This is a genomic window from Streptomyces sp. NPDC104761 (assembly GCF_055583445.1).
In genome coordinates this window covers 41,142-67,951 of record NZ_JBVJNZ010000025.1, presented here as the reverse complement: position 1 = coordinate 67,951, position 26,810 = coordinate 41,142, and the positions used below count along the sequence as shown (strand labels likewise).

At 71.6% G+C, this 26,810-nt stretch carries 25 protein-coding genes; 15 read left to right on the top strand and 10 right to left on the bottom strand.

Annotated features, from left to right (window positions below; translation table 11 throughout):
- Positions 1 to 170 precede the first annotated feature (170 nt).
- Positions 171 to 467, bottom strand: a complete 297-nt coding sequence (locus tag ACZ63F_RS40480) for an MTH1187 family thiamine-binding protein (RefSeq protein WP_351494372.1) — start codon at positions 465 to 467, stop codon at positions 171 to 173.
- Positions 464 to 808, bottom strand: a complete 345-nt coding sequence (locus tag ACZ63F_RS40475) for a DUF3817 domain-containing protein (protein ID WP_351494370.1) — start codon at positions 806 to 808, stop codon at positions 464 to 466. The genes ACZ63F_RS40480 and ACZ63F_RS40475 overlap by 4 nt, the downstream gene beginning before the upstream one ends.
- Before the next feature lie 132 nt (positions 809 to 940).
- On the opposite strand from ACZ63F_RS40475, the gene ACZ63F_RS40470 reads away from it, so the two are divergent.
- From ACZ63F_RS40470 to ACZ63F_RS40450, 5 genes are all read left to right on the top strand, one after another.
- Complete coding sequence (locus tag ACZ63F_RS40470; RefSeq protein ID WP_469718811.1) at positions 941 to 1,264, top strand: DUF6191 domain-containing protein; 324 nt, start codon at positions 941 to 943, stop codon at positions 1,262 to 1,264.
- A gap of 121 nt (positions 1,265 to 1,385) precedes the next feature.
- On the top strand, positions 1,386 to 2,018 hold the full coding sequence (locus ACZ63F_RS40465; protein ID WP_093499030.1) for an AIM24 family protein: 633 nt from the start codon (positions 1,386 to 1,388) through the stop codon (positions 2,016 to 2,018).
- A gap of 1 nt (position 2,019) precedes the next feature.
- Complete coding sequence (locus ACZ63F_RS40460; protein ID WP_352365005.1) at positions 2,020 to 2,670, top strand: AIM24 family protein; 651 nt, start codon at positions 2,020 to 2,022, stop codon at positions 2,668 to 2,670.
- Between the two features lie 47 nt (positions 2,671 to 2,717).
- On the top strand, positions 2,718 to 3,473 hold the full coding sequence (locus ACZ63F_RS40455) for an AIM24 family protein (protein WP_469718827.1): 756 nt from the start codon (positions 2,718 to 2,720) through the stop codon (positions 3,471 to 3,473).
- Positions 3,474 to 3,565: 92 nt separating this feature from the next.
- On the top strand, positions 3,566 to 4,042 hold the full coding sequence (locus ACZ63F_RS40450) for a MarR family winged helix-turn-helix transcriptional regulator (protein ID WP_316782318.1): 477 nt from the start codon (positions 3,566 to 3,568) through the stop codon (positions 4,040 to 4,042).
- 91 nt (positions 4,043 to 4,133) lie between these two features.
- Here the strand turns inward: ACZ63F_RS40450 and ACZ63F_RS40445 are convergent, their stop codons facing one another.
- The 3 genes from ACZ63F_RS40445 to ACZ63F_RS40435 form a co-directional block, all read right to left on the bottom strand.
- Positions 4,134 to 5,375, bottom strand: coding sequence for an MFS transporter (locus ACZ63F_RS40445; RefSeq protein ID WP_469718808.1), 1,242 nt, complete (start codon positions 5,373 to 5,375; stop codon positions 4,134 to 4,136).
- 375 nt (positions 5,376 to 5,750) lie between these two features.
- Positions 5,751 to 6,707 (bottom strand): methylmalonyl Co-A mutase-associated GTPase MeaB, encoded by a 957-nt coding sequence (gene meaB, locus ACZ63F_RS40440; RefSeq protein ID WP_469718807.1) that lies wholly within the window; start codon positions 6,705 to 6,707, stop codon positions 5,751 to 5,753.
- 39 nt (positions 6,708 to 6,746) lie between these two features.
- Positions 6,747 to 7,952 (bottom strand): acetyl-CoA C-acetyltransferase, encoded by a 1,206-nt coding sequence (locus tag ACZ63F_RS40435; protein WP_469718804.1) that lies wholly within the window; start codon positions 7,950 to 7,952, stop codon positions 6,747 to 6,749.
- 149 nt (positions 7,953 to 8,101) lie between these two features.
- Here ACZ63F_RS40435 and mce point away from each other — a divergent pair, with 149 nt between their 5' ends.
- The 7 genes from mce to ACZ63F_RS40400 all read left to right on the top strand — a co-directional run bounded on the left by mce (position 8,102) and on the right by ACZ63F_RS40400 (position 17,949).
- Complete coding sequence (gene mce / locus ACZ63F_RS40430) at positions 8,102 to 8,542, top strand: methylmalonyl-CoA epimerase (protein ID WP_123974084.1); 441 nt, start codon at positions 8,102 to 8,104, stop codon at positions 8,540 to 8,542.
- A 222-nt stretch (positions 8,543 to 8,764) separates the two neighbouring features.
- The gene (gene scy, locus ACZ63F_RS40425; RefSeq protein ID WP_469718803.1) at positions 8,765 to 12,613 is read left to right on the top strand and encodes a polarized growth protein Scy; all 3,849 of its coding nucleotides are present in this window, start codon (positions 8,765 to 8,767) and stop codon (positions 12,611 to 12,613) included.
- A 195-nt stretch (positions 12,614 to 12,808) separates the two neighbouring features.
- Positions 12,809 to 13,744, top strand: coding sequence for a coiled-coil domain-containing protein (locus tag ACZ63F_RS40420; protein WP_351494353.1), 936 nt, complete (start codon positions 12,809 to 12,811; stop codon positions 13,742 to 13,744).
- A 228-nt stretch (positions 13,745 to 13,972) separates the two neighbouring features.
- A complete protein-coding gene (locus tag ACZ63F_RS40415; protein ID WP_469718801.1) occupies positions 13,973 to 14,929 on the top strand; it encodes an ATP-binding cassette domain-containing protein in 957 nt (318 codons plus the stop codon).
- A 1-nt stretch (position 14,930) separates the two neighbouring features.
- On the top strand, positions 14,931 to 15,707 hold the full coding sequence (locus ACZ63F_RS40410) for an ABC transporter permease (RefSeq protein WP_352367693.1): 777 nt from the start codon (positions 14,931 to 14,933) through the stop codon (positions 15,705 to 15,707).
- A gap of 122 nt (positions 15,708 to 15,829) precedes the next feature.
- Positions 15,830 to 17,071, top strand: coding sequence for an ABC transporter ATP-binding protein (locus ACZ63F_RS40405; RefSeq protein ID WP_469718800.1), 1,242 nt, complete (start codon positions 15,830 to 15,832; stop codon positions 17,069 to 17,071).
- Positions 17,068 to 17,949 carry an ABC transporter permease gene (locus tag ACZ63F_RS40400; protein WP_352367517.1) on the top strand — a complete coding sequence of 294 codons (882 nt, stop codon included), beginning with the start codon at positions 17,068 to 17,070 and terminating at the stop codon, positions 17,947 to 17,949. Before ACZ63F_RS40405 ends, ACZ63F_RS40400 begins: the two co-directional genes overlap by 4 nt.
- 7 nt (positions 17,950 to 17,956) lie before the next feature.
- Here the strand turns inward: ACZ63F_RS40400 and ACZ63F_RS40395 are convergent, their stop codons facing one another.
- Positions 17,957 to 18,298: an ATP/GTP-binding protein gene (locus tag ACZ63F_RS40395; protein WP_469718798.1), complete on the bottom strand. Its 342-nt coding sequence runs from the start codon at positions 18,296 to 18,298 to the stop codon at positions 17,957 to 17,959.
- 223 nt (positions 18,299 to 18,521) lie between these two features.
- Between ACZ63F_RS40395 and ACZ63F_RS40390 the strand changes: the two genes are divergently transcribed.
- On the top strand, positions 18,522 to 19,550 hold the full coding sequence (locus ACZ63F_RS40390) for an LLM class flavin-dependent oxidoreductase (RefSeq protein WP_382717499.1): 1,029 nt from the start codon (positions 18,522 to 18,524) through the stop codon (positions 19,548 to 19,550).
- Positions 19,551 to 19,653: 103 nt separating this feature from the next.
- Here ACZ63F_RS40390 and ACZ63F_RS40385 read toward each other — a convergent pair whose 3' ends face one another.
- Positions 19,654 to 20,046 (bottom strand): SCO5389 family protein, encoded by a 393-nt coding sequence (locus ACZ63F_RS40385; protein WP_093499046.1) that lies wholly within the window; start codon positions 20,044 to 20,046, stop codon positions 19,654 to 19,656.
- Between the two features lie 305 nt (positions 20,047 to 20,351).
- On the opposite strand from ACZ63F_RS40385, the gene nucS reads away from it, so the two are divergent.
- Complete coding sequence (gene nucS / locus ACZ63F_RS40380) at positions 20,352 to 21,023, top strand: endonuclease NucS (protein ID WP_469718796.1); 672 nt, start codon at positions 20,352 to 20,354, stop codon at positions 21,021 to 21,023.
- Between the two features lie 536 nt (positions 21,024 to 21,559).
- On the opposite strand, the gene ACZ63F_RS40375 is transcribed toward nucS, so the two are convergent.
- From ACZ63F_RS40375 to ACZ63F_RS40365, 3 genes are all read right to left on the bottom strand, one after another.
- Complete coding sequence (locus ACZ63F_RS40375; protein WP_469718794.1) at positions 21,560 to 24,127, bottom strand: ATP-binding protein; 2,568 nt, start codon at positions 24,125 to 24,127, stop codon at positions 21,560 to 21,562.
- Between the two features lie 362 nt (positions 24,128 to 24,489).
- A complete protein-coding gene (locus ACZ63F_RS40370) occupies positions 24,490 to 24,813 on the bottom strand; it encodes an STAS domain-containing protein (RefSeq protein ID WP_093499049.1) in 324 nt (107 codons plus the stop codon).
- A 185-nt stretch (positions 24,814 to 24,998) separates the two neighbouring features.
- Positions 24,999 to 25,847 carry a 3-hydroxyacyl-CoA dehydrogenase family protein gene (locus ACZ63F_RS40365; RefSeq protein ID WP_352367512.1) on the bottom strand — a complete coding sequence of 283 codons (849 nt, stop codon included), beginning with the start codon at positions 25,845 to 25,847 and terminating at the stop codon, positions 24,999 to 25,001.
- A gap of 208 nt (positions 25,848 to 26,055) precedes the next feature.
- On the opposite strand from ACZ63F_RS40365, the gene ACZ63F_RS40360 reads away from it, so the two are divergent.
- Positions 26,056 to 26,628, top strand: a complete 573-nt coding sequence (locus ACZ63F_RS40360; RefSeq protein WP_351957771.1) for a cob(I)yrinic acid a,c-diamide adenosyltransferase — start codon at positions 26,056 to 26,058, stop codon at positions 26,626 to 26,628.
- Positions 26,629 to 26,810: the final 182 nt, after the last annotated feature.

Below are 26,810 nucleotides of genomic sequence, written 5' to 3'. Positions count from 1 at the left end.
CGGGGGCTTCCTTCCGCGGGGGCTTCCTTCCGCGGGGGCTTCCTTCCGCGGGGGCTTCCTTCCGCGGGGGCTTCCTTCCGCGGGGGCTTCCTTCCGCCGGGGGCTTCCTTCCGCCGGGGGCTTCCTTCCGCCGGGGCTTCCTTCCGCCGGGGCTTCTTCTGCCGCTGCGGCTACTGGGCGAGGTGCCGCTCGACCGTCGCCACCTTGCTGGTGAGCCCGTCGGTGACGCCGGGGCGGATGTCCGCCTTGAGGACCAGGGAGACGCGCGGGGCGCGTTCCTCCACGGCAGCGACGGCCCGCTTGACGACGTCCATGACCTCGTCCCACGACTCGCCCTCGATCGAGGTGAACATGGCGTCGGTACGGTGGGGCAGCCCGGACTCGCGGACCACCCGGACGGCGTCGGCGACGTACTCCCCGACGTCCTCGCCGACACCCAGCGGCGTGACGGAGAAGGCGACGATCATGCGTTCACGACCCCTTCCTTGCGGGCCCGGGCCGCGATGACCTCGTCCTCGGCGGCGCGCTTGAGCCTGCGCTCGGCGAAGAAGCCGCCGGTCGGCAGGACGGAGAGGACGAAGTAGAAGAGGCCGGTCTTCAGGGACCACTTGGTGCGGTTCCAGGCGTCGGCCCAGAAGATCACGTAGAGGATGAACAGGACACCGTGGATCGCGCCCATCACGGGCACCGCGTTGAAGTCCGTGGTCCGCTTGAGCACCGAGCAGACGAGGAGGATCAGGAAGGAAACGGCCTCCGGAGCGGAGACCAGGCGCAGGCGGCGGATGGCGGTGGCGGTCTTGATGTCCACGAGTCACCTTCGGTGGGAGAGACGTCCACTCTTTGTGAACGCGAGCACAAACGTTCTGCCATTGTGGCAAAGGCCGGCGCGGACCCGGCGCGGGGGTGGCAGGCTGGGCCGCGCGACGAAAGGAGCGCGGACATGCGGTTCGTGTTCTTCATGACCCTGCCGGGGCTGGTGGTGCTGCTCACCGTGCTGGCCTTCGTGGACCAGCTGCTGCTGAGGGCCGGGCGGGCGGGGGCGCTGCCGTGGCGGAACGCCGGCCGGCAGGGACAGATCTCCGCGACCGGCTTCGAGCAACTGCACGCGGCGCTCTCCCCCGGCAAGCAGAACGAGCTCAAAGAGCGGCAGAGCGCGCTGGTGCTGCGCGACGACGAGGAGGACGGCGCCCCGCCGAGGTCCACGGTCGACCTGACGGCCGGTACGGCGGTGATACGCCTCCCCGGTGAGCGCCGGCACCCCTGACAGCCGCACCGCTGACAGCCGCACCCCTCTCAGCCGCACCCCTAGGGGGCGGTTCCGGGGTGATGTCCACCCACGGGACCTGTCGCCGCCGTCTGCCTGCGGCTACCTTCGCAGCGTGGCGATGTTCCGACTCCAGGGCAGCAAGGTGCTCGCCGTCGAGATGACCGGGGACGCCGTGAAGGCGAAGAACGGCTCCATGGTCGCGTACGACGGGCAGATGGCGTTCAAGAAGCTGAGCGGCGGCGGCGAGGGGCTGCGCGGGATGGTGACCCGGCGGCTCACCGGCGAGCAGATGACGGTGATGGAGGTGAAGGGGCACGGGACGTGCTGGTTCGCGGACCGGGCGTCCGAGATCAACCTGGTCGGCCTCCAGGGCGACAAGCTCTACGTCGAGTCCAGCAACCTGCTCGCGACCGACGCGGGGCTGCGCACCGGCACCACGTTCACCGGCCTGCGCGGCGCCTCCCAGGGCAACGGGCTGTTCACCACGACGGTCGAGGGCCACGGCCAGGCGGCGATCATGTCGGACGGCCCGGCCGTGGTGCTCAGGGTCAGCCCCCAGTACCCGCTGACCGTCGACCCGGGCGCCTACATCGCCCACCAGGGCAACCTCCGCCAGTCCTTCCAGTCGGGCGTGACCTTCCGCACGTTCCTGGGAGAGGGCGGCGGGGAGGCCTTCCAGATCCGGTTCGAGGGGGACGGCCTGGTGTACGTGCAGCCGAGCGAGCGCAACACGATCGCGGGGGATGTCTGACATGGCCCTGCGCGAGGTGAACTCCAAGATGGTCGAGGCGACCGTCGTGCCCGGTCAGCGGCTGTTCAGCCAGCGCGGCGCGATGCTCGCGTACAAGGGCGAGGTGTCCTTCACGCCCAACATCCAGGGCGGCCAGGGCGGGCTGATGTCGATGCTCGGCCGCCGGGTCGCCGGCGAGGCGACCCCCCTCATGACCGTCGAGGGCAGCGGCACGGTCTTCTTCGGGCACGGCGGCCACCACGTCCACGTCATCACCCTCACCGGCGACACCCTCTACGTCGAGGCGGACCGGCTGCTCGCCTTCGAGGGCACGCTGCAGCAGGGGACGATGTTCATGGGCTCCCAGGGCGGCGTGATGGGCATGGTCCGCGGCCAGGTCACCGGGCAGGGCCTGTTCACCACCACTCTCAAGGGCCACGGCGCGGTCGCCGTGATGGCCCACGGCGGGGTCTTCGAGATCCCGGTCACCCCGCAGCGCCCGGTCCACGTCGACCCCCAGGCCTACGTCGCCCACCACGGGGACGTGCGCAACAAGCTGTCGTCCGCACTCGGCTGGCGGGAGATGGTGGGCCGCGGCTCCGGCGAGGCCTTCCAGCTGGAGCTCAGCGGCCACGGCATGGTGTACGTGCAGGCGTCCGAGGAGAAGCTGTGAGCGCATACGGAGCCACCGGCGCGGCCGGGCCGGTCGTGTACGACCCGATGACCCTCCCCGTCGACGACAACGTCAACAAGTACACCTTCTGCGTGGAGCTCAAGAGCGGTCAGTGGTTCCTGCAGAAGGGGAAGATGATCGCCTACTACGGCTCGATCGCCTTCAACGGCATCGGGCACGGCCGTTTGGACCGGCTTGTCCGCACGTCTTTCCATTCGCCTCTGCACGCGAGCGACTGGGTGGTGGCGGAGGGCTCGGGCAAGATGCTCCTCGCCGACCGGGCGTTCGATGTGAACTCGTACGACCTGGAAGACGGCAACCTGACCATTCGCTCCGGCAACCTGCTCGCTTTTCAGCCAAGTCTCGCGCTGAAGCAATCAATCGTTCCCGGTTTTCTGACCCTTATCGGAACCGGAAAGTTTGTGGCGGCGTCCAACGGTCCGGTGGTGTTCATGGAACCCCCCATCCGGGTGGACCCGCAGGCGCTGGTGGGGTGGGCGGACTGCCCCTCCCCCTGCCACCATTACGACCATGGGTACATGACCGGCGTACTGGGCGGTCTACGTGCACTGACGGGCCTCGGCGGGGCCTCTGGAGAGGAGCATCAGTTCGAGTTCGTAGGGGCCGGTACGGTCCTGCTCCAGTCCACCGAGACCCTGATGGCCGAGCAGGCCGCGGGAGCGGTTCCGCACGAGCCCGGAGTGCCCGGCGGAGGCGCCCCCTCCACAGGTCGTCCACAACAACCGGGGGCACCGCGCCTTCCCGGACAGCTGGGGGACCTCCAGCGTCGCTTCGGGCTGTGAGCGGTAGTCTGCGGAGTGTGACATCGAACGCGTGCGCACAGTCACACCACCCTCACTAGTTCGCCTTTCAACATTTTAGGTAGACTTCATTCATGGAGACCGAGACGGCCACGCGCTGGCTGACCGATGCGGAGCAGTGCGCCTGGCGCACCCACCTGGAGGTCAACAGGCTGTTGACGTACCAGCTCGAAAAGGATCTGCAGCCGTTCGGCCTGACAATGAACGACTACGAGATCCTGGTGAACCTGTCCGAGTCGGAGGACTACCGGATGCGGATGAGCGACCTCGCCTCCGCCACCCTCCAGTCCAAGAGCCGGCTGTCCCACCAGATCACCCGCATGGAGAACGCGAACCTGGTCCGCCGCGAGAACTGCGAGTCCGACCGCCGCGGCCTGTTCGCCGTCCTCACCGAGCACGGCATGGAGACGATGAAGAAGGTGGCGCCACATCATGTCGCCTCCGTGCGGCGGCACTTCATCGACCTGCTGTCGCCGGAGGCACTCATGGAGCTGGACAAGGGCCTGAAGCCCATCGCGGAGCACCTGCGGGGGCAACGCGGGCGTCCGTGACGACAGACAGCACCTGAAAGCGGCGGACGGGGGTTCAGGTCCCGTCCGCCGCTCGCTGCGTGAGGGCGCTTCCCTGTCCGTGGAGCGCCCGTCAGGAGCGCGGGGAACTGCGCCACCGGCCCCCACCGGCCCACGGGCCGACGGCGACCCGCACCCCTACGGCGGCCACGAGGGCGACACCTCCCGCCAGCGCGAAGCAGACGGTCACCGGGACCCGCCCCGCCAGCACTCCCGCCGCCACGGACCCCGCCGAGCTGCCGGCGTTGACGGCCGCGTTCACCCACGCCCCGGCCCGCGTCCGCTCCCCCTCCGCCGCCGTCTCGTCGGCCAGCAGATACGCCGTCGTCAGGGTCGGGGCCACGAACAGCCCCGTCACCGCCATGGCCACCGCCAACGTCCAGACGCCGGGCGCCAGGCCCGCCGCGGCAAGGACCGTGCCCAGCCCCGCCGCCAGCCACCCCAGCCGCTGCCCGGCCGGGCGGCGCCACTCCACCGCGCCGTTGAGCAGGCCGCCGACCGCACTGCCCGCCGAGAGCGCGGCCAGCACCCAGGGGACCGCCGCCTCACCGTGGGACCGCCGCGCGGCGAACGCCATCACCAGCAGGTCGGCCGCGCTCAGCGCAAGGCCGAGACCGACGGCCGCGATCACCGGGGCCGCCGGGAGACGGCCGGGCCGCCGGCCCGGCTCCCGCTTCGGCGGCACCACCCCCCGAACCGCGGGAGATGCCACGAACACCCAGGTGCCGCCCAGCATCAGCACCGCACTCAGCAGCACCCCGGCCGGCGGCGGGCCGAACCGGAGGAGCAGGCCCACCAGCACAGGACCCGACACGAACAGCAGTTCCTCGGCGACCCCGTCCAGGCTGTACGCCCGTCGCAGCAGCGCCGGGTCGTCGGCCAGGCGGCCCCACACCGCCCGCATGGTCGGGCCCAGGGGCGGGGCGCAGCAGCCCGTGAGCGCGGCGGCCGCTGCCAGCGCGGCCGCGGGAGCGCCGGGGCGCCAGGCCAGGGCGGCCAGGGCGCAGAGCAGGACGCTGTAGACCGCCGCCATCGGTGGCAGGGCACGCCGGGGACCGAAGCGGTCCACCAGGGTCGCCCGGACCGGCAGCAGGACGACCGTTGCGCCGCCGAACAGGGCCATCACCGCCCCGGACACGGCGTACGAGCCGGTCGCCCGGGTGACCGACAGCAGGACGGACAGCGAGACCGTCCCGTAGGAGAGACGGGCCGCCAGGGCGGCGAGGAAGGTACGGCGGGCGTGCGGAAGGCCCAGGACGGCGGCGTACGACGGCCGCCGGGCAGCCGAACGACGCGCCGAAGTCAACGCGGACATGAGTGAGTTCCTCGATCAGAGGCGGAAGAGGGGACACCACTGCGCGCCACGGCACGGAGTACTCACATGCCGACGGCGACACCGGGTGCGCCCTACGCCAAGAAGAGGAACATGCCGCTCAAGCTAGCAGCCCCGGTCACCGCATACGCACACTTACCGCGGACGAGCCCCCCGGAAGGGGCGCGAGGAACTGCGCGACAAGCCCCCCACCAACCCGCAGCCGACGAACGACCGGACCCACCACCGCCAAGCACAGCCACCGAAAGCCACAGCGGTACACCAGCCCCCCGAAAGGGGCGCGGGGAACTGCGCGATCGGCCCCCACCAACCCGCAGCCGACGAACGGCCCGACCCACGTTGTCGGCCCGGCCCGCGTCAGCCCTGCGTGAGGCCCGCCACCAGTTCGTCCGCCGCGCCGTACGGGTCCAGGTCGCCGGCCACGATGCGGTCCGCGAGGGCGTCGATGTGACGGTCCCCGTGGAGGTCGCCGATGCGGGCGCGCAGGGCCGTCACCGCGATGGTCTCGACCTCGCGGGCGGCGCGCGCCAGACGGCGTTCCGCCAGGACGCCCCGCTCCTCCATCCAGGCGCGGTGCTTCTCCAGGGCCTCGACCAGCTCGTCGATGCCCTCCGCCCGCGCGGCGACCGTCTTGACGATCGGGGGCCGCCAGTCGCCGGGTCCGCGTGACTCGCCGAGGCCCAGCATGTGGTTCAGTTCGCGGGCCGTGGCGTCCGCACCGTCCCGGTCGGCCTTGTTGACCACGTACACGTCCCCGATCTCGAGGATGCCGGCCTTGGCGGCCTGGATGCCGTCGCCCATGCCCGGGGCGAGAAGCACCACGCTGGTGTCCGCCTGGGAGGCGATCTCGACCTCCGACTGGCCGACGCCGACCGTCTCCACCAGGATCACCTCGCAGCCCGCCGCGTCCAGGACACGGATGGCCTGGGGCGCCGCCCAGGCGAGGCCGCCCAGATGGCCCCGGGTCGCCATCGAGCGGATGTAGACGCCGGGGTCGGACGCGTGGTCGGACATGCGGACCCGGTCACCGAGCAGGGCGCCCCCGGAGAAGGGGGACGACGGGTCGACGGCCAGCACGCCGACCCGTTTGCCCTGTTTGCGATACGCGGTCACGAGCGCCGAGGTCGAGGTCGACTTGCCGACGCCAGGGGACCCGGTCAGGCCCACCACGTAGGCGTTGCCCGTCAGCGGCGCGAGTGCCGCCATGACCTCCCTGAGCTGCGGGGACGCCCCCTCCACCAGGGAGATCAGACGGGCCACCGCGCGCGGTCGGCCCTCCCTGGCCTGGGCCACCAGTGAGGAGACGTCCTGCATCACAGCTCCGTTCGCTTTCGTTCGCTCGAAGAAACCGGCTCAGGCCTTCGGTACCCGCACGATCAGCGCGTCACCCTGACCGCCGCCGCCGCACAGCGCGGCCGCGCCGACCCCGCCGCCCCGGCGCTTGAGCTCCAGGGCCAGGTGCAGGACGAGCCGGGCGCCGGACATGCCGATGGGGTGCCCCAGGGCGATGGCTCCGCCGTTCACGTTCACCTTTTCGGTGGACACACCGAGGTCCTTCATTGACTGGACGGCGACGGCGGCGAAGGCCTCGTTGATCTCGATGAGGTCCAGGTCGCCGACCTCCAGGCCCTCCTTCTCGAGGGCGTGGTTGATGGCGTTCGACGGCTGGGACTGCAGGGAGTTGTCCGGTCCGGCCACATTGCCGTGGGCGCCGATCTCGGCGAGCCACTCCAGGCCCAGCTCCTCGGCCTTGGCCCTGCTCATCACGACCACGGCCGCCGCACCGTCGGAGATCTGCGAGGAGCTGCCGGCGGTGATCGTGCCGTCCTTCGTGAACGCCGGGCGGAGCCTGCCCAGCGACTCGGCCGTGGTGTCGCCGCGGATGCCCTCGTCCTTGCTGAAGACGACCGGCTCGCCCTTGCGCTGCGGGATCTCGACCGGGGTGATCTCGGCCTCGAAGATCCCGTTCTTCTGGGCGGCGGCGGCCCGCTGGTGGGACAGCGCGGCCACCGCGTCCTGCTCCTCGCGGCCGAGGCCGAGGCGGGTGTTGTGCTTCTCGGTCGACTCGCCCATCGGGATGTTCTCCCAGGCGTCGGTCAGGCCGTCGTACGCCATCGCGTCGAGCATCTCGATCGAGCCGTACTTGAAGCCCTCGCGGGACTTCGGGAGCAGGTGCGGGGCGTTCGTCATGGACTCCTGGCCGCCCGCGACCACGATGTCGAACTCGCCGGCGCGGATCAGCTGGTCGGCCAGCGCGATGGCGTCGAGGCCGGAGAGGCACACCTTGTTGATCGTGAGCGCCGGGACGCTCATCGGGATGCCGGCCTTCACGGCGGCCTGGCGGGCGGGGATCTGGCCGGCGCCGGCCTGCAGCACCTGCCCCATGATCACGTACTGCACCTGGTCGCCGCCGATCCCCGCGCGGTCGAGGGCGGCCTTGATCGCGAAGCCGCCGAGGTCGGCTCCCGAGAAGGACTTCAGCGAGCCCAGCAGTCGTCCCATGGGCGTCCGCGCGCCCGCGACGATCACCGAGGTGGTTCCAGAGGTTCCAGAAGTCATGAGCTGCGAATCCCCTTACCGGCTGCACTGCCGAGGAGTGAACGAGGGTTTACTTCGAATGTATTGCGTGGCACTCCGTGCCGTCATCGGGCCGTCAGTGTGATCGCTGGCACGTTGCGTAACCATCGCGGTGACGCTGCACTGAATCCATGCTGACGCGAATCGACCACATCGGGATCGCCTGCCACGACCTCGACGCGACCGTCGAGTTCTACCGGGCCACGTACGGCTTCGAGGTGTTCCACACCGAGGTCAACGAGGAGCAGGGCGTGCGCGAGGCCATGCTCAAGATCAACGAGACGTCCGACGGAGGCGCCTCCTACCTGCAGCTTCTCGAACCGACCCGGGAGGACTCGGCGGTCGGGAAGTGGCTCGCCAAGAACGGCGAGGGGGTCCACCACATCGCCTTCGGTACGGCGGATGTGGACGGGGACGCGGCCGACATCCGGTCCAAGGGCGTACGCGTTCTGTACGACGAGCCACGGATCGGCTCCATGGGGTCGCGGATCACCTTCCTGCATCCGAAGGACTGCCACGGCGTACTGACAGAACTGGTCACTTCGGCGGCTGTTGAGTCACCTGAGCACTGACCCTCGTACATATGGGCCGGTAGGGTTGGGGGCGGTCGTCCCTTCGCACGTTCGCAGGGCCGGGGCGGCCGCATGCCGGGGTCCGGGTTTCGGGGGACGAGCGTCGGGGCAGCAGCCCGTGCTCCGCCGTTGATCTGACACCATTCCCCGGGGGCCCCGTTCGGCGGATGGACGGAGCTCGTTCGGAGAAGGTTGCGACCAGGGGACGGATGGGACCGCGCAGTGCGGGGCTACGAGAGCCAGGAGCGAGAGCCGGCGGCTGACGTCGACCACCTCTCTCGGTTCGAGGCCGAGATGAAACGGCTGAAGACCGAGCGGGAAAAGGCGATCCAGCATGCCGAGGACCTCGGCTACCAGGTCGAGGTGCTGCGCGCCAAGCTGCACGAGGCGAGGCGCACCATCATGTCCCGGCCCGCGTTCGACGGCGGTGACATCGGCTACCACGCCGAGCAGCTGCTGCGGAACGCCCAGGTGCAGGCCGACCAGATCCGCCAGGAGGCGGAGCGGGTGGCCGCGGAGGCCCGGGCGCAGACCCAGCGCATCCTCCAGGAGCACGCCGAGCAGGCCGCGCGGCTCCAGGCCGAGCTGCACCAGGAGGCGGTGACCCGCCGCCAGCAGCTGGACCAGGAGCTGGCCGAGCGCCGGCAGACCGTCGAGTCGCACGTCAACGAGAACGTGGCCTGGGCCGAGCAGCTGCGGGCCCGCACCGAGTCGCAGGCCCGGCGGCTGCTCGACGAGTCGCGGGCCGAGGCCGAGCAGGCGATGACGGCCGCCCGTGCGGAGGCCGAGCGGCTGGCGACCGAGGCGCGGCAGCGGGTGCAGGCCGACGCCGAGGCGGCCCGCGGGGAGGCCGAGCAGCTGCTGCTGCGCGCCCGCCGGGACGCCGAGCGGCTGCTGAACGCCGCCTCCACGCAGGCCCAGGAGGCCACCGACCACGCGGAGCAGCTCCGCAGCTCCACCGCGACCGAGTCGGACGCCGCCCGCCGGCAGGCGAGCGAGCTGAGCCGCGCCGCCGAGCAGCGGATGGCGGAGGCCGAGGAGGCGCTGCGCAAGGCGCAGTCCGAGGCCGAGAAGCTGGTCGCCGAGGCCGAGGCGAACGCCGCGAAGGCCCTGTCCAGCGCCGAGGCCACCAACGAGCAGCGCACCCGTACCGCCAAGGAGCAGGTGGCCCGGCTGGTCAGCGAGGCCACCAAGGACGCCGAGGCCACCAAGGCGAGCGCCGAGCAGGTCGTCGCGGACGCCAGGGCCGAGGCCGAGAAGATCATCGCCGAGGCCTCGGAGAAGGCCCGCAGCCTCACCGCCGAGGAGAGCGCCTCCCAGCTGGCGAAGGCCGCCAAGACCGCCGAGGACGTCCTGAACAAGGCGTCCGAGGAGGCCAAGAAGACCACGAAGGCCGCCGCCGAGGAGGCCGAGCGGATCCGCACCGAGGCGGAGACCGAGGCGGACCGGCTGCGCGCAGAGGCGCACGACATCGCCGAGCAGCTCAAGGGCACGGCGAAGGACGACACCAAGGAGTACCGCGCCAAGACGGTCGAACTGCAGGAGGAGGCCCGCCGGCTGCGCGGCGAGGCCGAGCAGCTGCGGTCCGACGCGGTCGCCGAGGGCGAGTCGATCCGCGCCGAGGCCCGGCGCGAGGCCGTGCAGCAGATCGAGGAGGCGGCGAAGTCCGCCGAGGAGCTGCTCGCCAAGGCCAAGGCGGACGCCGACGAGCTGCGGCAGACCGCGACCACGGACAGCGAGAAGGTCCGCACCGAGGCCATCGAGCGCGCCACCACGCTGCGCCGGCAGGCCGAGGAGACCCTGGAGCGCACCCGCCAGGAGGCCGAACGGCTCCGCGCGGAGGCCCAGGAGCAGGCCGAGACGATGCAGGCCGACGCCGAGCGGGCCGCGGCCGAGCTGCGCGAGGAGACCGAGCGGGGCGTCGAGGCCCGGCGCGCGGAGGCCGCCGCCGAGCTGACCCGCCTGCACACCGAGGCCGAGGACCGGCTCACGGCGGCCGACCAGGCGCTGACCGAGGCGCGCGAGGAGGCCGGCCGGATCCGCCGGGAGGCCGCCGAGGAGACCGACCGGCTGCGCAGCGAGGCCGCCGAGCGGATCCGTACGCTCCAGCAGCAGGCCGAGACCGAGGCCGAGCGGCTGCGTGACGAGGCCGCCGCCGACGCGTCGGCGTCCCGTGCGGAGGGCGAGGCCGTCGCCGTACGGCTGCGGTCCGAGGCCGCGGCCGAGGCGGAGCGGCTCAAGCAGGAGGCCCAGGACACCGCCGACCGGGTCCGGGCCGAGGCGCAGGCGGCCGCGGAGCGGCTGTCCACCGAGGCGTCCGAGACGCTGGCCGCCGCTCAGGAGGAGGCCGCCCGGCGGCGCCGCGAGGCCGAGGAGCTGCTCGGTTCCGCCCGCCAGGAGGCCGACCAGGAGCGTGAGCGGGCCCGCGAGCAGAGCGAGGACCTGCTGGCCCAGGCGCGCAACCGCGTCGAGGAGGCGCAGGCCGAGGCCGTTCGGCTGGTCGAGGAGGCGGACCGGCGGGCCACCGAGATGGTGTCGGCCGCCGAACTCCACGCCCAGCAGGTGCGGGACTCCGTCTCCGGGCTGCACGAGCAGGCGCAGGAGGAGATCACCGGGCTGCGCTCGGCCGCCGAGCACGCCGCGGACCGCACCCGGCGGGAGGCCGAGGAGGAGGCCGACAGGGTCCGCGCCGACGCCTACGCCGAGCGGGAGCGGGCCAGCGAGGACGCGACCCGGATCCGGCGCGAGGCCAACGAGGCGTCCGAGGCGGCGAAGTCGCTCGCCGAGCGGACCGTCGCCGACGCGATGGCCGAGTCGGAGCGGCTGCGGTCCGAGGCGGCGGCGCACGCCCAGCGGGTGCGCACCGAGGCCTCCGACGCCATCGCCCAGGCGGACCAGGACGCCACGCGCACGCGTGCCGAGGCGCGCGAGGACGCCAACCGGATGCGTTCGGACGCGGCGACCCAGGCCGACACCCTCATCACCGAGGCGCGCGGCGAGGCCGAGCGGCTGCAGAACGAGACGATCGCCGAGGCCGACCGGGTCCGCGCCGACGCCATCGCCAAGGCGGAGAAGCTGATCTCGGACGCCACCGGCGACGCGGAGCGGCTGCGCGCCGAGGCCGCCGAGACGGTCGGCTCCGCCCAGCTGCACGCCGACCGGACCCGGGCCGACGCCGAGCGGCTGAAGGCGGACGCGGAGGCCGAGGCCGAGCGGATGCTGAACGCCGCCCGCGAGGAGGCCGACCGCACCCTCGACGAGGCCCGCAAGGACGCCAACAAGCGCCGTCAGGACGTGGCCGAGCAGGTCGACACGCTCATCAACGAGACGACCGCCGAGGCGGACAAGCTGCTCACCGAGGCGCAGCAGCAGGCGATGAAGACCACCGCGGACGCCGAGTCGCAGGCCGACACCATGGTGGGCGCGGCCCGCAAGGAGGCCGACCGGCTGGTGTCCGAGGCCACGGTCGAGGGCAACACGCGGGTGGAGAAGGCCCGTACGGACGCGGACGAGCTGCTGGTCGGCGCCCGCCGGGACGCCACCGCCATCAGGGAGCGGGCGGAGGAGCTGCGCGAGCGCATCACCGCCGAGATCGAGGAGCTGCACGAGCGGGCCCGCCGCGAGGCCGCCGAGACCATGAAGTCCACCGGCGACCGCTGTGACGCGCTCATCAAGGCCGCCGAGGAGCAGCTCGCCAAGGCCCAGGCCAAGGCCAAGGACCTGGTCTCGGAGGCCAACTCGGAGGCGGGCAAGGTCCGGATCGCCGCCGTCAAGAAGGCCGAGGGCCTGCTCAAGGAGGCCGAGCAGAAGAAGGCCACGCTGGTCCGGGAGGCCGAGGAGCTCAAGGCCGAGGCGATCCGCGAGGCCCGCCGCACGGTCGAGGAGGGAAAGCGCGAACTGGAGATCCTGGAGCGCCGGCGGGAGAACATCAACGGCGAGATCTCCCGTGTCCAGGACGTCCTGGAGGCGCTGGAGTCCTTCGAGGCCCCGTCGGCCGGCAAGGACGGCGGGGTCAAGGCGGCCAGTACGGTGGGTGCGCCTCGTTCGGGTGGCAAGTCGTCAGAGGGCTAGAGACCGGGGCCGGTTCTGTAGTGTTGTGGGGCTTTTGATTAAATCTGCGGCAGAGGCTTTGGCAAGCGATCTCACAGCGAGCCACTCAAAAGGGGTGTCATTCTCCAGATCAAACACGTATCCGCTCGATGACACACCGCTTCGGCCCCTAGGATTCCCCCTATCACCTCACCGGTCTCTTTCGACAGGAACCCCATGAGCGACACTTCCCCCTACGGCTTCGAGCTAGTGCGGCGTGGGTACGACCGCGCTCAGGTGGACGAACGGATCTCCAAGCTCGTCTCCGACCGTGACAGCGCTCTCGCCCGCATCACCGCTCTGGAAAAGCGCATCGAGGAGCTCCACCTCGAGACGCAGAACGCCCAGGCTCAGGTAACCGACGCGGAGCCGTCGTACGCCGGCCTCGGCGCGCGTGTCGAGAAGATCCTCCGCCTCGCCGAGGAGGAGGCGAAGGACCTGCGCGAGGAGGCCCGGCGCGCGGCCGAGCAGCACCGCGAGCTCGCCGAGTCGGCGGCCCAGCAGGTGCGCAACGACGCAGAATCGTTCGCTGCGGAGCGCAAGTCCAAGGCCGAGGACGAGGGCGTCCGGATCGTCGAGAAGGCCAAGAGTGACGCCTCGCAGCTGCGTGCCGAGGCCCAGAAGGACGCGCAGTCCAAGCGCGAGGAGGCGGACGCCCTCTTCGAGGAGACCCGCGCGAAGGCCGCGCAGGCCGCCGCCGACTTCGAGACGAACCTCGCCAAGCGCCGCGAGCAGTCCGAGCGCGACCTGGCGTCCCGCCAGCAGAAGGCCGAGAAGCGCCTCGCGGAGATCGAGCACCGCGCGGAGCAGCTGCGGCTGGAGGCCGAGAAGCTGCGCACCGACGCCGAGCGCCGTGCCCGCCAGACCGTCGAGACGGCGCAGCGTCAGGCCGAGGACATCGTTGCGGACGCGAACGCCAAGGCCGACCGGATCCGCTCGGAATCCGAGCGCGAGCTGGCCGCGCTGACCAACCGCCGCGACAGCATCAACGCCCAGCTGACCAACGTCCGCGAGATGCTGGCCACGCTGACGGGTGCGGCGGTGGCTGCCGCCAGCTCGCCGACCGAGGACGAGCCGATCTCCCGCGGGGTTCCGGCGCAGCAGTCCCGGTAAGCACTAGCAACGTCAAAGGCCCGCGTCCCCTTCGGGGGGTGCGGGCCTTCGTCGTACGGGTGCGGGCCGTGTGTGGTTGCTCGCGCAGTTCCCCGCGCCCCTGAAGAAGGGCACTGCGGCTGGCGCCCCTTCAGGGGCGCGGGGAACTGCGCGGGCGGCCCCCACCGGCCCGCACCCGGCCACCGCACTCAAGTGGCAGCCCCCGAACCCCGGTCTTAGCGTGGCCGCATGATCGAGTTGGCGGGACTGACCAAGCGCTACGGCGACAAGACGGCGGTCGACGACCTCACGTTCACCGTCAGGCCCGGCATCGTGACCGGGTTCCTCGGGCCCAACGGTGCCGGGAAGTCCACCACCATGCGGATGATCCTCGGGCTCGACCACCCCACGGCCGGCCGGGTGCGGATCGACGGCAAGCGGTACGAGCAGCTCAAGGACCCGCTGACGTACGTCGGGGCGCTGCTCGACGCGAAGGCCGTGCACGGTGGCCGCAGCGCCTTCAACCACCTGCTCTGTCTCGCCCAGAGCAACGGGATCCCGCAGACGCGGGTGGCCGAGGTCCTCGACACCGTCGGACTGACGGCGGTGGCGCGGAAGAAGGCGAAGGGGTTCTCCCTGGGGATGGGGCAGCGGCTCGGGATCGCGGGGGCACTGCTGGGCGATCCGCGGATCCTGATGTTCGACGAACCGGTCAACGGGCTCGACCCCGAGGGCATCCACTGGATCCGGACCCTGATGAAGTCGCTGGCCGCCCAGGGCCGGACCGTCTTCGTCTCCTCGCATCTGATGAGCGAGATGGCGCTGACCGCGGACCACCTCGTCGTGATCGGGCAGGGGCGGCTGCTCGCCGACACCTCCATGGCGGACTTCATCCGGACGAACTCACGGTCGTACGTCCGGGTCCGCTCCCCGCAGCGCGAGCGCCTGCTCGACGTCCTGCACGGGGCCGGGATCACCGTCGTCGAGACGGGGACCGGGGCCCTGGAGGCGGAGGGCGGCAAGGCCGAGCCGATCGGGGAGCTGGCGGCGCAGAACGGGATCGTGCTGCACGAGCTGAGCGTCCAGCAGGCCTCCCTGGAGGAGGCGTTCATGCAACTGACGGCGGAGTCCGTGGAGTACCACGCGCACTCCGACTCGCCCCCGGTGCCACAGGCCTGGGGCGCCGGCTGGGACAAGGGAGCGTGAGATGGCCGTCGTCACCCAGGTCGTGCGGTCCGAGTGGACCAAGATCCGTTCCGTCGCCTCGACGGTGTGGACGCTGTCGCTGGCCGTGGTGGTCACCGTGGCCCTCGGGATGCTGCTGTCCGCGCTCGCGAACAGCCAGTTCTCCCGCATGCCCGCCCGCGAACGGCTCTCCTTCGACCCGACGAACATCAGCTTCGCCGGGATGACCCTCGGTCAGCTGGCGATGATCGTGTTCGGGGTGCTCGTCGTGTCGAACGAGTACAGCACCGGGATGATCAGGGTCTCGCTGGCCGCGGTCCCGCAGCGGGCCACCTTCCTGTTCAGCAAGATCGCGGTGGCGGCCGGCCTGGTGCTGGTGGTCGGCATGGTGACCAGCTTCGCCGCCTTCTTCCTCGGGCAGGCCATGCTCGGCTCGCACCGGGCCCACCTCGGCGATCCCGGGGTGCTGCGCGCGGTCGTCGGCGGCGGGCTCTACATGACGCTGATCGCGATGTTCTCCATGGGCGTGGCCGCGATGCTGCGCTCGCCGATGCTGTCGCTGGGCATCCTGATGCCGTTCTTCTTCCTGATCTCCAACATCCTCGGGAACGTCGACGCGACCAAGAAGATCGGCCGGTTCCTGCCGGACCAGGCGGGCAGCCACATCATGCAGGTGGTGCCGAGGGCCGGCGACGACGTCCCCTACGGGCCCTGGGGCGGGCTCGGGATCATGGGGCTGTGGGTGGTCGCGGCGCTGGCCGGCGGGTACGTCCTGCTGAAGCGGCGCGACGCCCAGTGACCGGAGCCGCGGGGCCGAGACTTTGCTTGCTCTTGGCCGGAACCGTCAGCTCCCCGATATCCTCCTAACCCTTACGGGGGGCGTCTGCCCCGCTGTCCTGATCCTTTCGATGGGTGCGGAGCATGATCGAGGCTGTAGGCCTGACCAAGCGCTACGGCGACAAGACCGCCGTGTACAACCTTTCCTTCCAGGTACGACCCGGAGCCGTCACCGGCTTCCTCGGGCCGAACGGCTCGGGCAAGTCGACGACCATGCGGATGATCCTGGGCCTGGACAACCCGACCGCCGGCTCGGTGACGATCGGCGCCTTCCCCTACCGCAGGCTCCCGAACGCCGCCCGGCAGGTCGGCGCGCTGCTCGACGCCAAGGCGGTGCACGGCGGCCGGTCCGCCCGCAACCACCTGCTCTCCCTGGCACAGCTGTCCGCCATCCCGGCCCGCCGGGTGGACGAGGTGCTCGGCGTGGTGGGCCTCCAGGACGTGGCCGGAAAGCGCTCCAAGGGCTTCTCGCTCGGCATGGGCCAGCGCCTCGGCATCGCCGCCGCGCTGCTCGGCGACCCCCAGGTACTGCTCTTCGACGAGCCGGTCAACGGCCTCGACCCCGAGGGCATCCTCTGGGTGCGGAACCTGATGAAGTCCCTGGCCGCCGAGGGCCGTACGGTCTTCGTCTCCTCGCACCTGATGAGCGAGATGGCGCTGACCGCCGACCACCTCATCGTCATCGGCCGGGGCCAACTGCTCGCCGACATGAGTGTGACGGACTTCATTTCGGCCAACTCCGCCGACTTCGCGCGGGTGCGCACCCCGGACACCGAGCCGCAGCTGCGCGAGAAGCTCAGCTCGGCGCTGACCGAGGCGGGCGGCCATGTGCTGCCGGAGCAGGACGGGGCGCTCCGGGTGACCGGGCTGCCGCTGCCGCGGATCAGCGACCTCGCACACGAGGCGGACGTACGGCTGTGGGAACTCTCCCCGCACCAGGCCTCCCTGGAGGAGGCGTACATGCGGATGACGCAGGGGGCCGTCGACTACCGGTCCTCGACCGACCAGAAGGCAGGCCTCCAGCAGCCGCTGCCGCCTGGCGTCCAGCCGCCGATGCCGGTGCCCGGGCAGGGCCAGCCGGGCTGGTACGCCCCGCCGCCGCCTCAGCAGGGCGGCCGGCCGTTCGCGGGGCCGTACGGCGCGCCGGGGGCGCCCGCCGCGCCCGGGAGCGGGCACGGATCCCCGCAGGGCCCCTACGGGCCTCCGCAGGCCGCTCCGAACCCCTACGCGCAGCCGGCGCCGGCTCCGGCGGCCGCTCCGCCCGCCCCGGCTCCCGCCCCCGCTCCTGCCCCCGCCGACCTGACCAAGCCCGAGGACGCCCGATGAGCACCCACCAGCCTCCGCTGCCGCAGGCCGCCCCGTCCGCGCCCGACTGGCAGGCGGCGCCCGGCGGTTCGTACCCCGGCTACGTCTCGCCGATCCCGGTGGTGCGCACCCACCTCGGGCACGCGATCGCCTCCGAGTGGACGAAGATCAGGTCGGTGCGTTCGACGATCTGGACGCTCGGCGTCTTCGTTCTCCTCGTGATCGGCATCGGCCTCCTGGCCGGCGCGGTGGTCAGCAACTCCTCCTCGTCCGGCGACCTGTCCGGCGAGAGCGCGCTGTCGCTCGGCTTCTTCGGCCTGCTGCTCGGCAGCATGTGCATCATCACGCTCGGCGTGCTGACGACCGCCTCGGAGTACGGCACGGGCATGATCCGTACGACGATGGTGGCCTGCCCCTCCCGCGCCCGCGTGCTCGCGGCGAAGGCGATCGTCTTCTTCGCGGTCGCGTTCGTGATCACTCTCGCGACCAGCGCGTTCGTGGCCATGACGCAGGTGTCGATGCTGAGCGACGTCGCCCGGACGCCGACCGGCGGGGAATGGCTGAAGGGCACCGTCGGCGTCAGCCTCTACATCGCGCTGCTCGGGCTGCTCTCGCTGATCATCGGCTCGGTCATCCGGCACTCGGCGGGCGCCATCACCATCATGATCGGCGCGGTGCTGGCCCCGCTGGTGATCGCGCTGTTCATGTTCTCCCAGTCGCTGGAGAAGGTGCGCACGGCCCTGTTCGAGTACTCGATCCCGAACCAGCTGAGCATCTTCTACTCCAACTCCCTCAGCGACTCCGGCCCCACGGGCTGGGACCCGCTGTGGATCATCCTGGGCGTGACCGCCGTCGCGTTCGCGGGCGCGTACGTCCTGCTGGAGAGGCGGGACGTCTGACTCCGCTCTAGAACTTCGGCGCGTTACGGGACCGCTGCACCCGCGTGGTGCGGCGGTCCTTCGCGTTCCAGCAGGCCTTGTGCCAGTGCCGGCGCTCGTCCACGCCCGAGTGCTCCGGCCAGGCCACCACGTGCGGGACGCCGGAGGCGATCACCTGGTCGCAGCCCGGGCAACGGTACGTCTTGCCGACCGCGCTGGCGCCGGCCACGTGCCGGACGCTCCACTGCTCACCCTGCCAACTCTCGGTGGACTGCCAGCCGCCGTAGCGGTCCGCGGGGTCCTCGTCGGCGCTCCGGCCGGACGAGGCCGCTCCGTTCGGGCCCTTGGGTCGGTTGCGACGCGGGGACACGGGACACCTCTCGGGGCTATACAGGAAGCACGGGCTGTGTCCAGCCTACGACGCGCGCACGGGGGTACGCGTAGGGCACGAACCCGTACAAGTCCCCCTCCAGGGCGACCCATTCTCCAGACAATCCGCAAATCTCTCCGCCAGACCGTGTCCTCGGCACGTGTCAGACGGTTATGCCCGGTGGGGGAGCTCCGGGTCGGAGCCAGGAAAGCAGGAAGAAACGATGCGCGTAGGTAGTTTTGTGCTGGCCGCCCAGTTCCCGGGCCAGGGTCAGGGGGAAGCCCTGCACCGGGCGGTGCGCACGGCGGAGGTGGCCGAGGAGTCCGGTCTGGACGCGGTGTGGCTGGCCGAGCACCACTTCGTGCCGTACGGCACCTGCCCGTCTGCGGTCACGCTGGCGGCTTTACTGCTGGGCCGCACCCGGCGGCTGCGGGTCGGTACGGCGGTGAGCGTACTGCCGACCGTCCACCCGGTCGCCCTCGGCGAGCAGGCCGCGCTGCTGCACGTGACGAGCGGCGGCCGCTTCACGCTCGGCGTGGGGCGGGGCGGGCCCTGGGTGGATCTGGAGGTCTTCGGATCGGGCCTGGAGGCGTACGAGCAGGGCTTTCCCGAATCACTCGATCTGCTGACGCGCTGGCTGCGCGAACCGGCCGTGTCGGCCTCCGGGCCACGCTTCTCCTTCCGTGAAGTCCCCGTCGTACCGCGCCCTTCGGAGGCGCTGACGGAGGCACCGGGGCCGGAGGTGGTGGTCGCCTGCACCTCCGCGGCGAGCATCCGGCTGGCCGCCGAGCGGGGGCTGCCGATGCTGCTCGGGATGCACGTCGGCGACGAGGAGAAGGCCGAGATGGTCGCGTTGTGGCGGCAGCACGCACGGGCGGCCGGGCGGTCCGGCGACGAGATCGCCGGGGCGGCCCATGTCTCGGCCGGCGTCTGCCAGATCGCGGACAGCCGCACCGACGCCGCGGAGACCCTCACCAAGGCGATGCCGGGCTGGCTGAAACAGGGCCTGGAGGCGCACGTGACGGTGGACGGCCGGTTCCGCTCCATGCGGGACCCGCTCGCGTACACCGAACTGCTCTGCGGACTCCACCCGGTGGGTACCCCGCGGCTGTGCGCCGACCGGCTCGCCGCGACCTCCGAGCGGACCGGCATCTCCCGTTTCGCCCTGCTGACCGAAGGCTCGGGGGATCTGGCGGCCACGGAGGAGAACGTACGACGGCTGGGTGCCGAGGTACTGCCGCACCTCCGGTGACCCCACCGCCGCGGGGAGCTTGCCGCCCCAGTGACTGATGCACCTCCCGCGTGTGGAGCGGCAAGCAAGCGGCTCACTGCGTCAGCAGGACCGACGCACGGCGTCAGCAGTCCCGCAGTTCCGGGGACTGGTTCAACAGCTGGTTGCGCACAGAGGTGAAGCGGGCCAGCGTCTCGTCGACCGAGGCGTCCAGCGGGAACACCGCCACACGGTGGCAGTTCTGGAAGGCCAGCCGCACGCCGAAGTGCCGCTGCAGGGCGCCGCGTATGGCGTCACTCGCGAGCGCACGCAACAGCTGACCGCGTGCCTGCTCGTCCGGCGGGGGCGTCTGGTTGTCGGCGAACTCTCCGCCGTCCACCTTCAGCTGGGCCACCAGGGAGCTGATCATCTCCCATGCGTAAGGCAGGGAGGTCCGGACGCAGTCGACGAAATCTGCTTCGTCGACCTCGCCTCGCTCGGCCTGTTCGAGTAGGGCCGGTGAGACGTCGAGCGACATGGGTACTCCTCTCGCACCCCCGAACAGCAGGGGTTGGCGGACAGGTAAGGGAGTTCGCGATATCGAACACGCTGAGTACACAATCCGCGACCTCCCGTTTACTACCGTAGGCAACGGGCGGTGCCCCCACCAGGAGATTGCGTATATGCGACGGTCCCTTTAGGCGCACAATCGGCCAGGTTTGAACAGGCGTGTGCAGGCGGCTCTCCAGGAACGGTCGCGGGGGCGGGTCCGAGGCCGCTCGGATGCCGCTCTGTTCCGGGCGAATCGCGTGGAGGGCGGCGCGTCGAGTAGCGTTGCCGACCATGCGTCTCGTCATCGCCCGGTGCTCCGTCGACTACGCCGGCCGGCTCACCGCCCACCTTCCCTCCGCTCCGCGTCTGATCCTCGTCAAGGCGGACGGCAGTGTCTCGATCCACGCGGACGACCGGGCCTACAAGCCCCTCAACTGGATGTCGCCGCCGTGCACCCTCAAGGAGGGGACGGGTGACGAGGCCGGCGTCTGGACCGTCGTCAACAAGGCGGGCGAGAAGCTCATCATCACGATGGAGGAGGTCCTGCACGACTCCTCGCACGAGCTGGGCGTCGACCCGGGCCTGATCAAGGACGGCGTGGAGGCGCACCTGCAGGAGCTGCTGGCCGACCGGATCGAGACGCTCGGCGACGGCTACACGCTCATCCGGCGCGAGTACATGACGGCGATCGGGCCGGTGGACATCCTCTGCCGTGACGCCGAGGGCCAGACCGTGGCCATCGAGATCAAACGCCGCGGCGAGATCGACGGCGTCGAACAGCTCACCCGCTACCTCGAACTCCTGAACCGCGACCCCCACCTCGCCCCCGTCCGGGGCATCTTCGCGGCCCAGGAGATCAAGCCCCAGGCCAAGGTCCTCGCCACCGACCGCGGCATCGGCTGCACGGTTCTCGACTACGACGCCCTCCGCGGCATCGAGGACGACAAACTCCGCCTGTTCTGACCGGCACAAGGGCGACCGGCGGTGCCGGACCGGCCTGAGGCGGGCTCGGCACCGCCGGTCCGACCCATCGTGGCTGAGCACCGTCGCGGCGGGTCCGGGGCGGGCCCACGGCCCTCAACCAGGCGGACGCATCAGCCTCTTCCGCCCCAGGCCAACAAGTCGCGCCGCCCTCCCCCGCCGCACCGGCCCTCCACCGACACAAGGGAGACCGGCGGTGCCGGACCGGCCGGAGGCGGGCTCGGCGCCGCCGGTGCGCGTCATCGTGGCTGCGCACCGTCGCGGCGGGTCCGGGGCGGGCCCACGGCCCTCAACGAGGCCGATGCATCAGCCTCTTCCGCCCCGGGCCAACAAGTTGCGCCGCCCTCCCCAAAACCGCCGCAACGGCGCTCTGCCGACACAAGGGTGACCGGCGGTGCCGGACCGGCCTGAGGCGGGCTCGGCACCGCCGGTGCGCGTCATCGTGGCTGAGCGCCGTCGCGGCGGGGTTGGAAGGGGCCCTGGGCATCCTGGGCGCGGTGCGTGGGACGCGCGGGCGCTCAGATCAGGGTGCCGGTCGTCGTTCCTGGGCTGCTGCTCTCCGACGCGCTCGACGTCGTGACGCTCGGGGAGTCGGATGCCGGACCGCTCGCCGAGTTGCTTGTGGTCGGTGGGTCGGACGGGCCCGTCGGTGTGACGGACGTCGAGTCGCTCGGACTCGGCGACCCGGAGGACTTCGACGGGCTCGGCGATGCCGACTTCGAGGGCGAGGGCGACTTCGAAGGTGACGCCGACGGTGAGTGTGTCGTACCGCCGCCGGAGGAGCCCTTGGTGCCCGAGGCCGAAGCCGAAGGCGTCTTCGTGTCGGACGGGGGTGTCGGGTCGTCCGACGTGCCCAGGGTGCCGTCGGGGCCCGGGTCCGTCGGCTTGGGCTTCGTCGTGCCGGTGCTGCCCGTGCCCGGGGTCTGGCCGGGGTCGGCGCCCAGGCCGCCGTCGCCGGTGTCCTCGCTCGCCGAGGGGTTGACGCTCACGTTGTTCGGCGGGTTGTCGGCGTTGTTGTTGGAGGTCATGCCGAGGGTGACCACGGTGCCCAGGACGGCCGTCAGGAGCACGCCCGCGCCCACCGCGACCAGGTTGCGGCGGGCCATGCGGACCAGGCCGCCCCCGCCGCCCTGGGTCGGCGTCTGCTGCCCCGGGACCCTGTGGGTCACCACCGTGTCCGAGACCGGCGAGTGGACCGCGGGGAAGGCCGTGGTGACACCGCCGGCCGGGGATATGGACTCCTCGTGGCGGGCATCGGGAATCTCGTCGCCCGCCATCGCCGCGACGGCCGGGATGACCTCGCCCGAGCGGTCGGCCACCAGGGCGAGGGCCCGTCGGCCGGCCGTCGTGCCCCGCTTGTCGGAGAGCGCACCGCGCAGCCCGATCGAGGCCTCAAGCTCGGCCCGCGCCCGGTCCAGCCAGCCGCCGCAGAGCGCGAATATGCCGAGCTCGTGGTGGAAGTAGGCCTGTTCGCCGACCTCACCCGCGAGGCGGGAGGCCTCCGCACCGGCCCGCAGGGCGCGTTCCCAGGCGCTCCAGTGCAGCCCCGCCGCGAACGCGGGCGCGGCCGTGCGGGCCAGTCGTACCGGCGTGCTCTCCTCGTCCTCCGCCGGCGGCACCGTCTCGGGGACGACCACCGCCAGGGCGGCGAGGATCGCGTCGGACTCGGCGCAGACCCGCTCCGGGGTGACCGAGGGGTGCCCGGCCCACCAGCCGTAGTGCTGGGCGGCGGTGAGGGCCTGGGCGGCCGCGTCGTCGGCGTATCCGGCGGCCTCCAGCTGCTGCAGGACGCCCGCGGCGAGCCGGTAGCGGGAACCCACCGGGGAGACCAGTCCGCAGCCCGCCAGCTCGCCGAGGGCCGCGTCCGCGTGGGTGTCGCCGACGAGGGCCGGCAGATGCGCCTGGTGCGGCACCTCGCCGCCGAGGGCGACCGCGAAGCGCAGGGTGGCCCGGGCGGAGGCGCTGAGCCGGGAGGCGAGCAGCGGGGCGGGCGCGGCGGCCTCGCCGAGGGACGGGAGCGGGACCTCGTCGGTCGCCTCGGGGTCGAAGGACGCCTCGACCGGAAGGTCGGAGAGCGCGGCGATGTCGGACAGCTCGGGCAGGTCGGATGCGAAGACGCCGTACTCGTCCACGGCGCCGGTGCTGGCCCGCACCTGGTCGCGCTGGCGCAGCAGCGCGCCGGCCTGGACGAACCGCAGCGGCAGGCCCTCGGACTCGAACCAGAGGTCGCCGGCCCAGTTGGCCTCCTCCTCGGTGAGGACGCGGCCGACCGCGCGCTCCAGGATGTCGACGCCGCCGGCCCGGTCCAGGCCGCTGAGGAAGACCTCCTCGACGGCGGAGTCGGCGGAGGGCGCCGGCACCTCCGGGGTGGCGCCGATCAGGAAGGCGCACTCGGGGGTGGCGTCGATCAGCTCGTCCAGCCCGGTGCCGCCGAACTCGATGTCGTCGACGACGACGACCGCGCCGATGGCCCGGACCAGTTCGAGGAGCTCGTCGTGGTCGGGGCGGTGGTCGGGTGCCTTGTAGACGGCGTGGAAGAGGTCGTGGAGCAGGTCCTCGTGCGTGCGGTGGAAGCCGTTGAGGCGGACCACGCCGTCGGGGGCGAGGTCGGAGCAGTCGTCGGCGACCAGGTCGAGGAGGGCCGTGCGGCCGGAGCCCGCGGGGCCGGTGAGGCGCACCGAGCGGCCGCGGGCGAGGAGCCTGACGAGCCGCTCGCGGTCGTCCTGGCGTTCCAGGAGCGGCAGCTCGGGCTGGGCGGGGCCGGGCGGCACCGGCGGCCGGACGGCGCGCTCGTACTCGGCGCGCTCGGCGGCGGTGCGCTTCTCCGGTCCGGCGGGGCGCTCGGCCGGCGGGCAGGGTTCTATCTCGCTGCCGTCGACGGGATTGACGGTCAGCAGGAAGTCGCCGGTGAACAGCCGCGTGGTGCGGGCCGTCGTCGGCGCACTCTGGCCGAAGTCGGTGGTGAGGGAATCCCTGGGCGGGCGCTGGCGCGGCGTGCTGCCTCCCCCAGCCTCGAACAGGCTCGACCGGGAGGTACCCCCATCGTCCTGGCCGTACCCCTCGGGTCCCGGGTTGATCGGGTCCATAGGTTCCTAGCCCCCCAAAAGCGTCATGTGCCGTGAATACCGGCCCCTCCCGGCCTGTTGCACACCGCGCTGTCGCTTCTGGTCCGGGCCCGCGCTCGAAGGGTGGCAAGGGCGGCGGGCGACCGAACCTTAAACCTTCGCACAGTATCTACGACAGTCCGGGGTACCGCGCCGTCCGACACATCACGGTCTCGTGAGGATTGCGTCTGACGTGCGCATGCGCACCGTCCGCCCGGGTAACCCCCGTCGCCCGGGTCACACCGGATCGCCGTGTCCCGACGCCTGTCCACCGCACACCCGTCCGGCCTGGCACGGCGGCCCGCCGGTCACCGTGGCACGGCGGCCGGCCGCCGACCCCGGGGTCACACCCGCGGCAGCGACTCCGCCCCGATACCCCCCTCGATCGCCAGGATCCGGTGCAGCCTGGTGGCCACCAGCAGGCGCTGCATCTGCGGCGGCACGCCGCGCAGCACCAGACGGCGGCCGCAGCGGCCGGCCCGCCGGTGGGCCCCCATGATCACCCCGAGTCCGGTGGCGTCCCAGGAATCCAGCTCGGACAGGTCCAGCACCAGATCGCCGACTCCGTCGTCGACGGCCGAGTGCAGGACCGTACGGGCGTCCGCCGCGCTGCGGACGTCGAGGCGGCCCCCGACGACCAGCTCGGCGTGGTCGCCCCTGATGTACATATGCGCTCCCCGAGAGTGCGTGTCCTACTCCGTGAAAGTGTTGTCCGGTATTGCAACGTCTGACTGCGTTCGCCGGTCAGAGGTTGCCATCTGTAAGCGAACCGATACCGAATTCACCCCAGAGGGTGAAACCTCCGGGGTTTGTGCGTTTTGACAGGCGGTCAGAGGATCTACGTACTGATGTTTCAGTACGTGTAGAAGCCCTGCCCGCTCTTGCGCCCGATGTCACCGGCGTCAACCATCCGGCGCATCAGCTCCGGCGGGGCGAACTTCTCGTCCTGCGACTCGGTGTAGATGTTGCTGGTGGCGTGCAGCAGGATGTCGACGCCGGTGAGGTCGGCCGTGGCCAGCGGGCCCATGGCGTGACCGAAGCCCAGCTTGCAGGCCAGGTCGATGTCCTCGGCGGTGGCAACGCCCGACTCGTACAGCTTGGCGGCCTCGACGACCAGCGCCGAGATCAGCCGGGTCGTCACGAAGCCGGCGACGTCCCGGTTGACGACGATGCAGGTCTTGCCGGTGGACTCGGCGAACTCCCGCGCGGTGGCGAGGGTTTCGTCGCTGGTCTTGTAGCCGCGGACCAGCTCGACGAGCTGCATCATCGGCACCGGCGAGAAGAAGTGGACGCCGACGACCCGTTCCGGGTGCTCGGTGGCGGCCGCGATCTTGGTGATCGGGATGGCGGAGGTGTTGGAGGCGAGTACGGCCTCCGGGCGCACGATCTTGTCGAGGGCGCGGAAGATCTCGTGCTTGACCTCCAGCTTCTCGAAGACGGCCTCGACCACGAGGTCCGCGTCGGCGACCGCGTCCAGGTCGGTGGTCGTGGTGATGCGGGCCAGGGCGGCGTCGGCGTCGTGCGCCTCCAGCTTCCCCTTGCTCACGAACTTGCCGTACGAGGTCTGGATCCCGCCCACGGCACGGTCCAGTGCCTCGTCGGTGACGTCTCGCAGGACCACGTCCCAGCCGGCCTGCGCGGCGACCTGGGCGATGCCCGAACCCATCAGGCCGGCCCCGATGACGGCAAGCTTCCGTGCCACTCCGCTCCCCTTACACGCTGTTGAGGTATGCCTCTTGGGCGGGACCCTAGCGCTCGTCGGGGGCCGGGAAACCCGGTAAGTAACGCGTGTCACGGTCTCAGGACGTGAGACAACCGTCACGTCCCGTCAGCCGGCCCTGCCGGCACGGTCCGTTTCGCGCCATGTACGTATCCGTCCGGCACCCCCAGGACACCTCTACGCTGGCCGCATGGTCAATCTGACGCGCATCTACACCAGGACCGGCGACCGGGGCACCACCGCGCTCGGGGACATGAGCCGGGTCGCCAAGACCGATCTGCGGATCTCCGCCTACGCCGACGCCAACGAGGCGAACGCGGTGATCGGGACGGCGATCGCGCTGGGCGGCCTGCCGGAGGAGGTCGTCAAGGTGCTCACCCGGGTGCAGAACGACCTCTTCGACGTCGGCGCGGACCTGTCGACCCCCGTGGCGGAGAACCCCGAGTTCCCGCCCCTGCGCGTCGAGCAGTTCTACGTCGACAAACTGGAGGCGGACTGCGACCGCTTCAACGAGCGGCTGGAGAAGCTCCGCTCCTTCATCCTCCCGGGCGGCACCCCGGGCGCGGCCCTGCTCCACCAGGCCTGCACGGTCGTACGGCGGGCCGAGCGGTCGACGTGGGCCGCGCTGGAGGTGCACGGCGAGGTGATGAACCCGCTGACGGCGACCTACCTCAACCGGCTGTCGGACCTGCTGTTCATCCTGGCCCGGACGGCCAACAAGGACGTCGGGGACGTGCTGTGGGTGCCGGGCGGCGAGCGCTGACCCGCCCGCGCCCCCGCCCGCGGCAAGCCCCGCGAGGAGGGCGAGCGAGACCCACGTCAGCCGGTTGCCGGTGAAGCCGGAACCCGCGCAGCCGGGCGCAAGCAGGCGTGCCGGCGCAGGAGTTGGGGACCTGACGAGTCGTATACGAAGCCTCGGGCAAAGTGGTCCAGACCTATTGACCG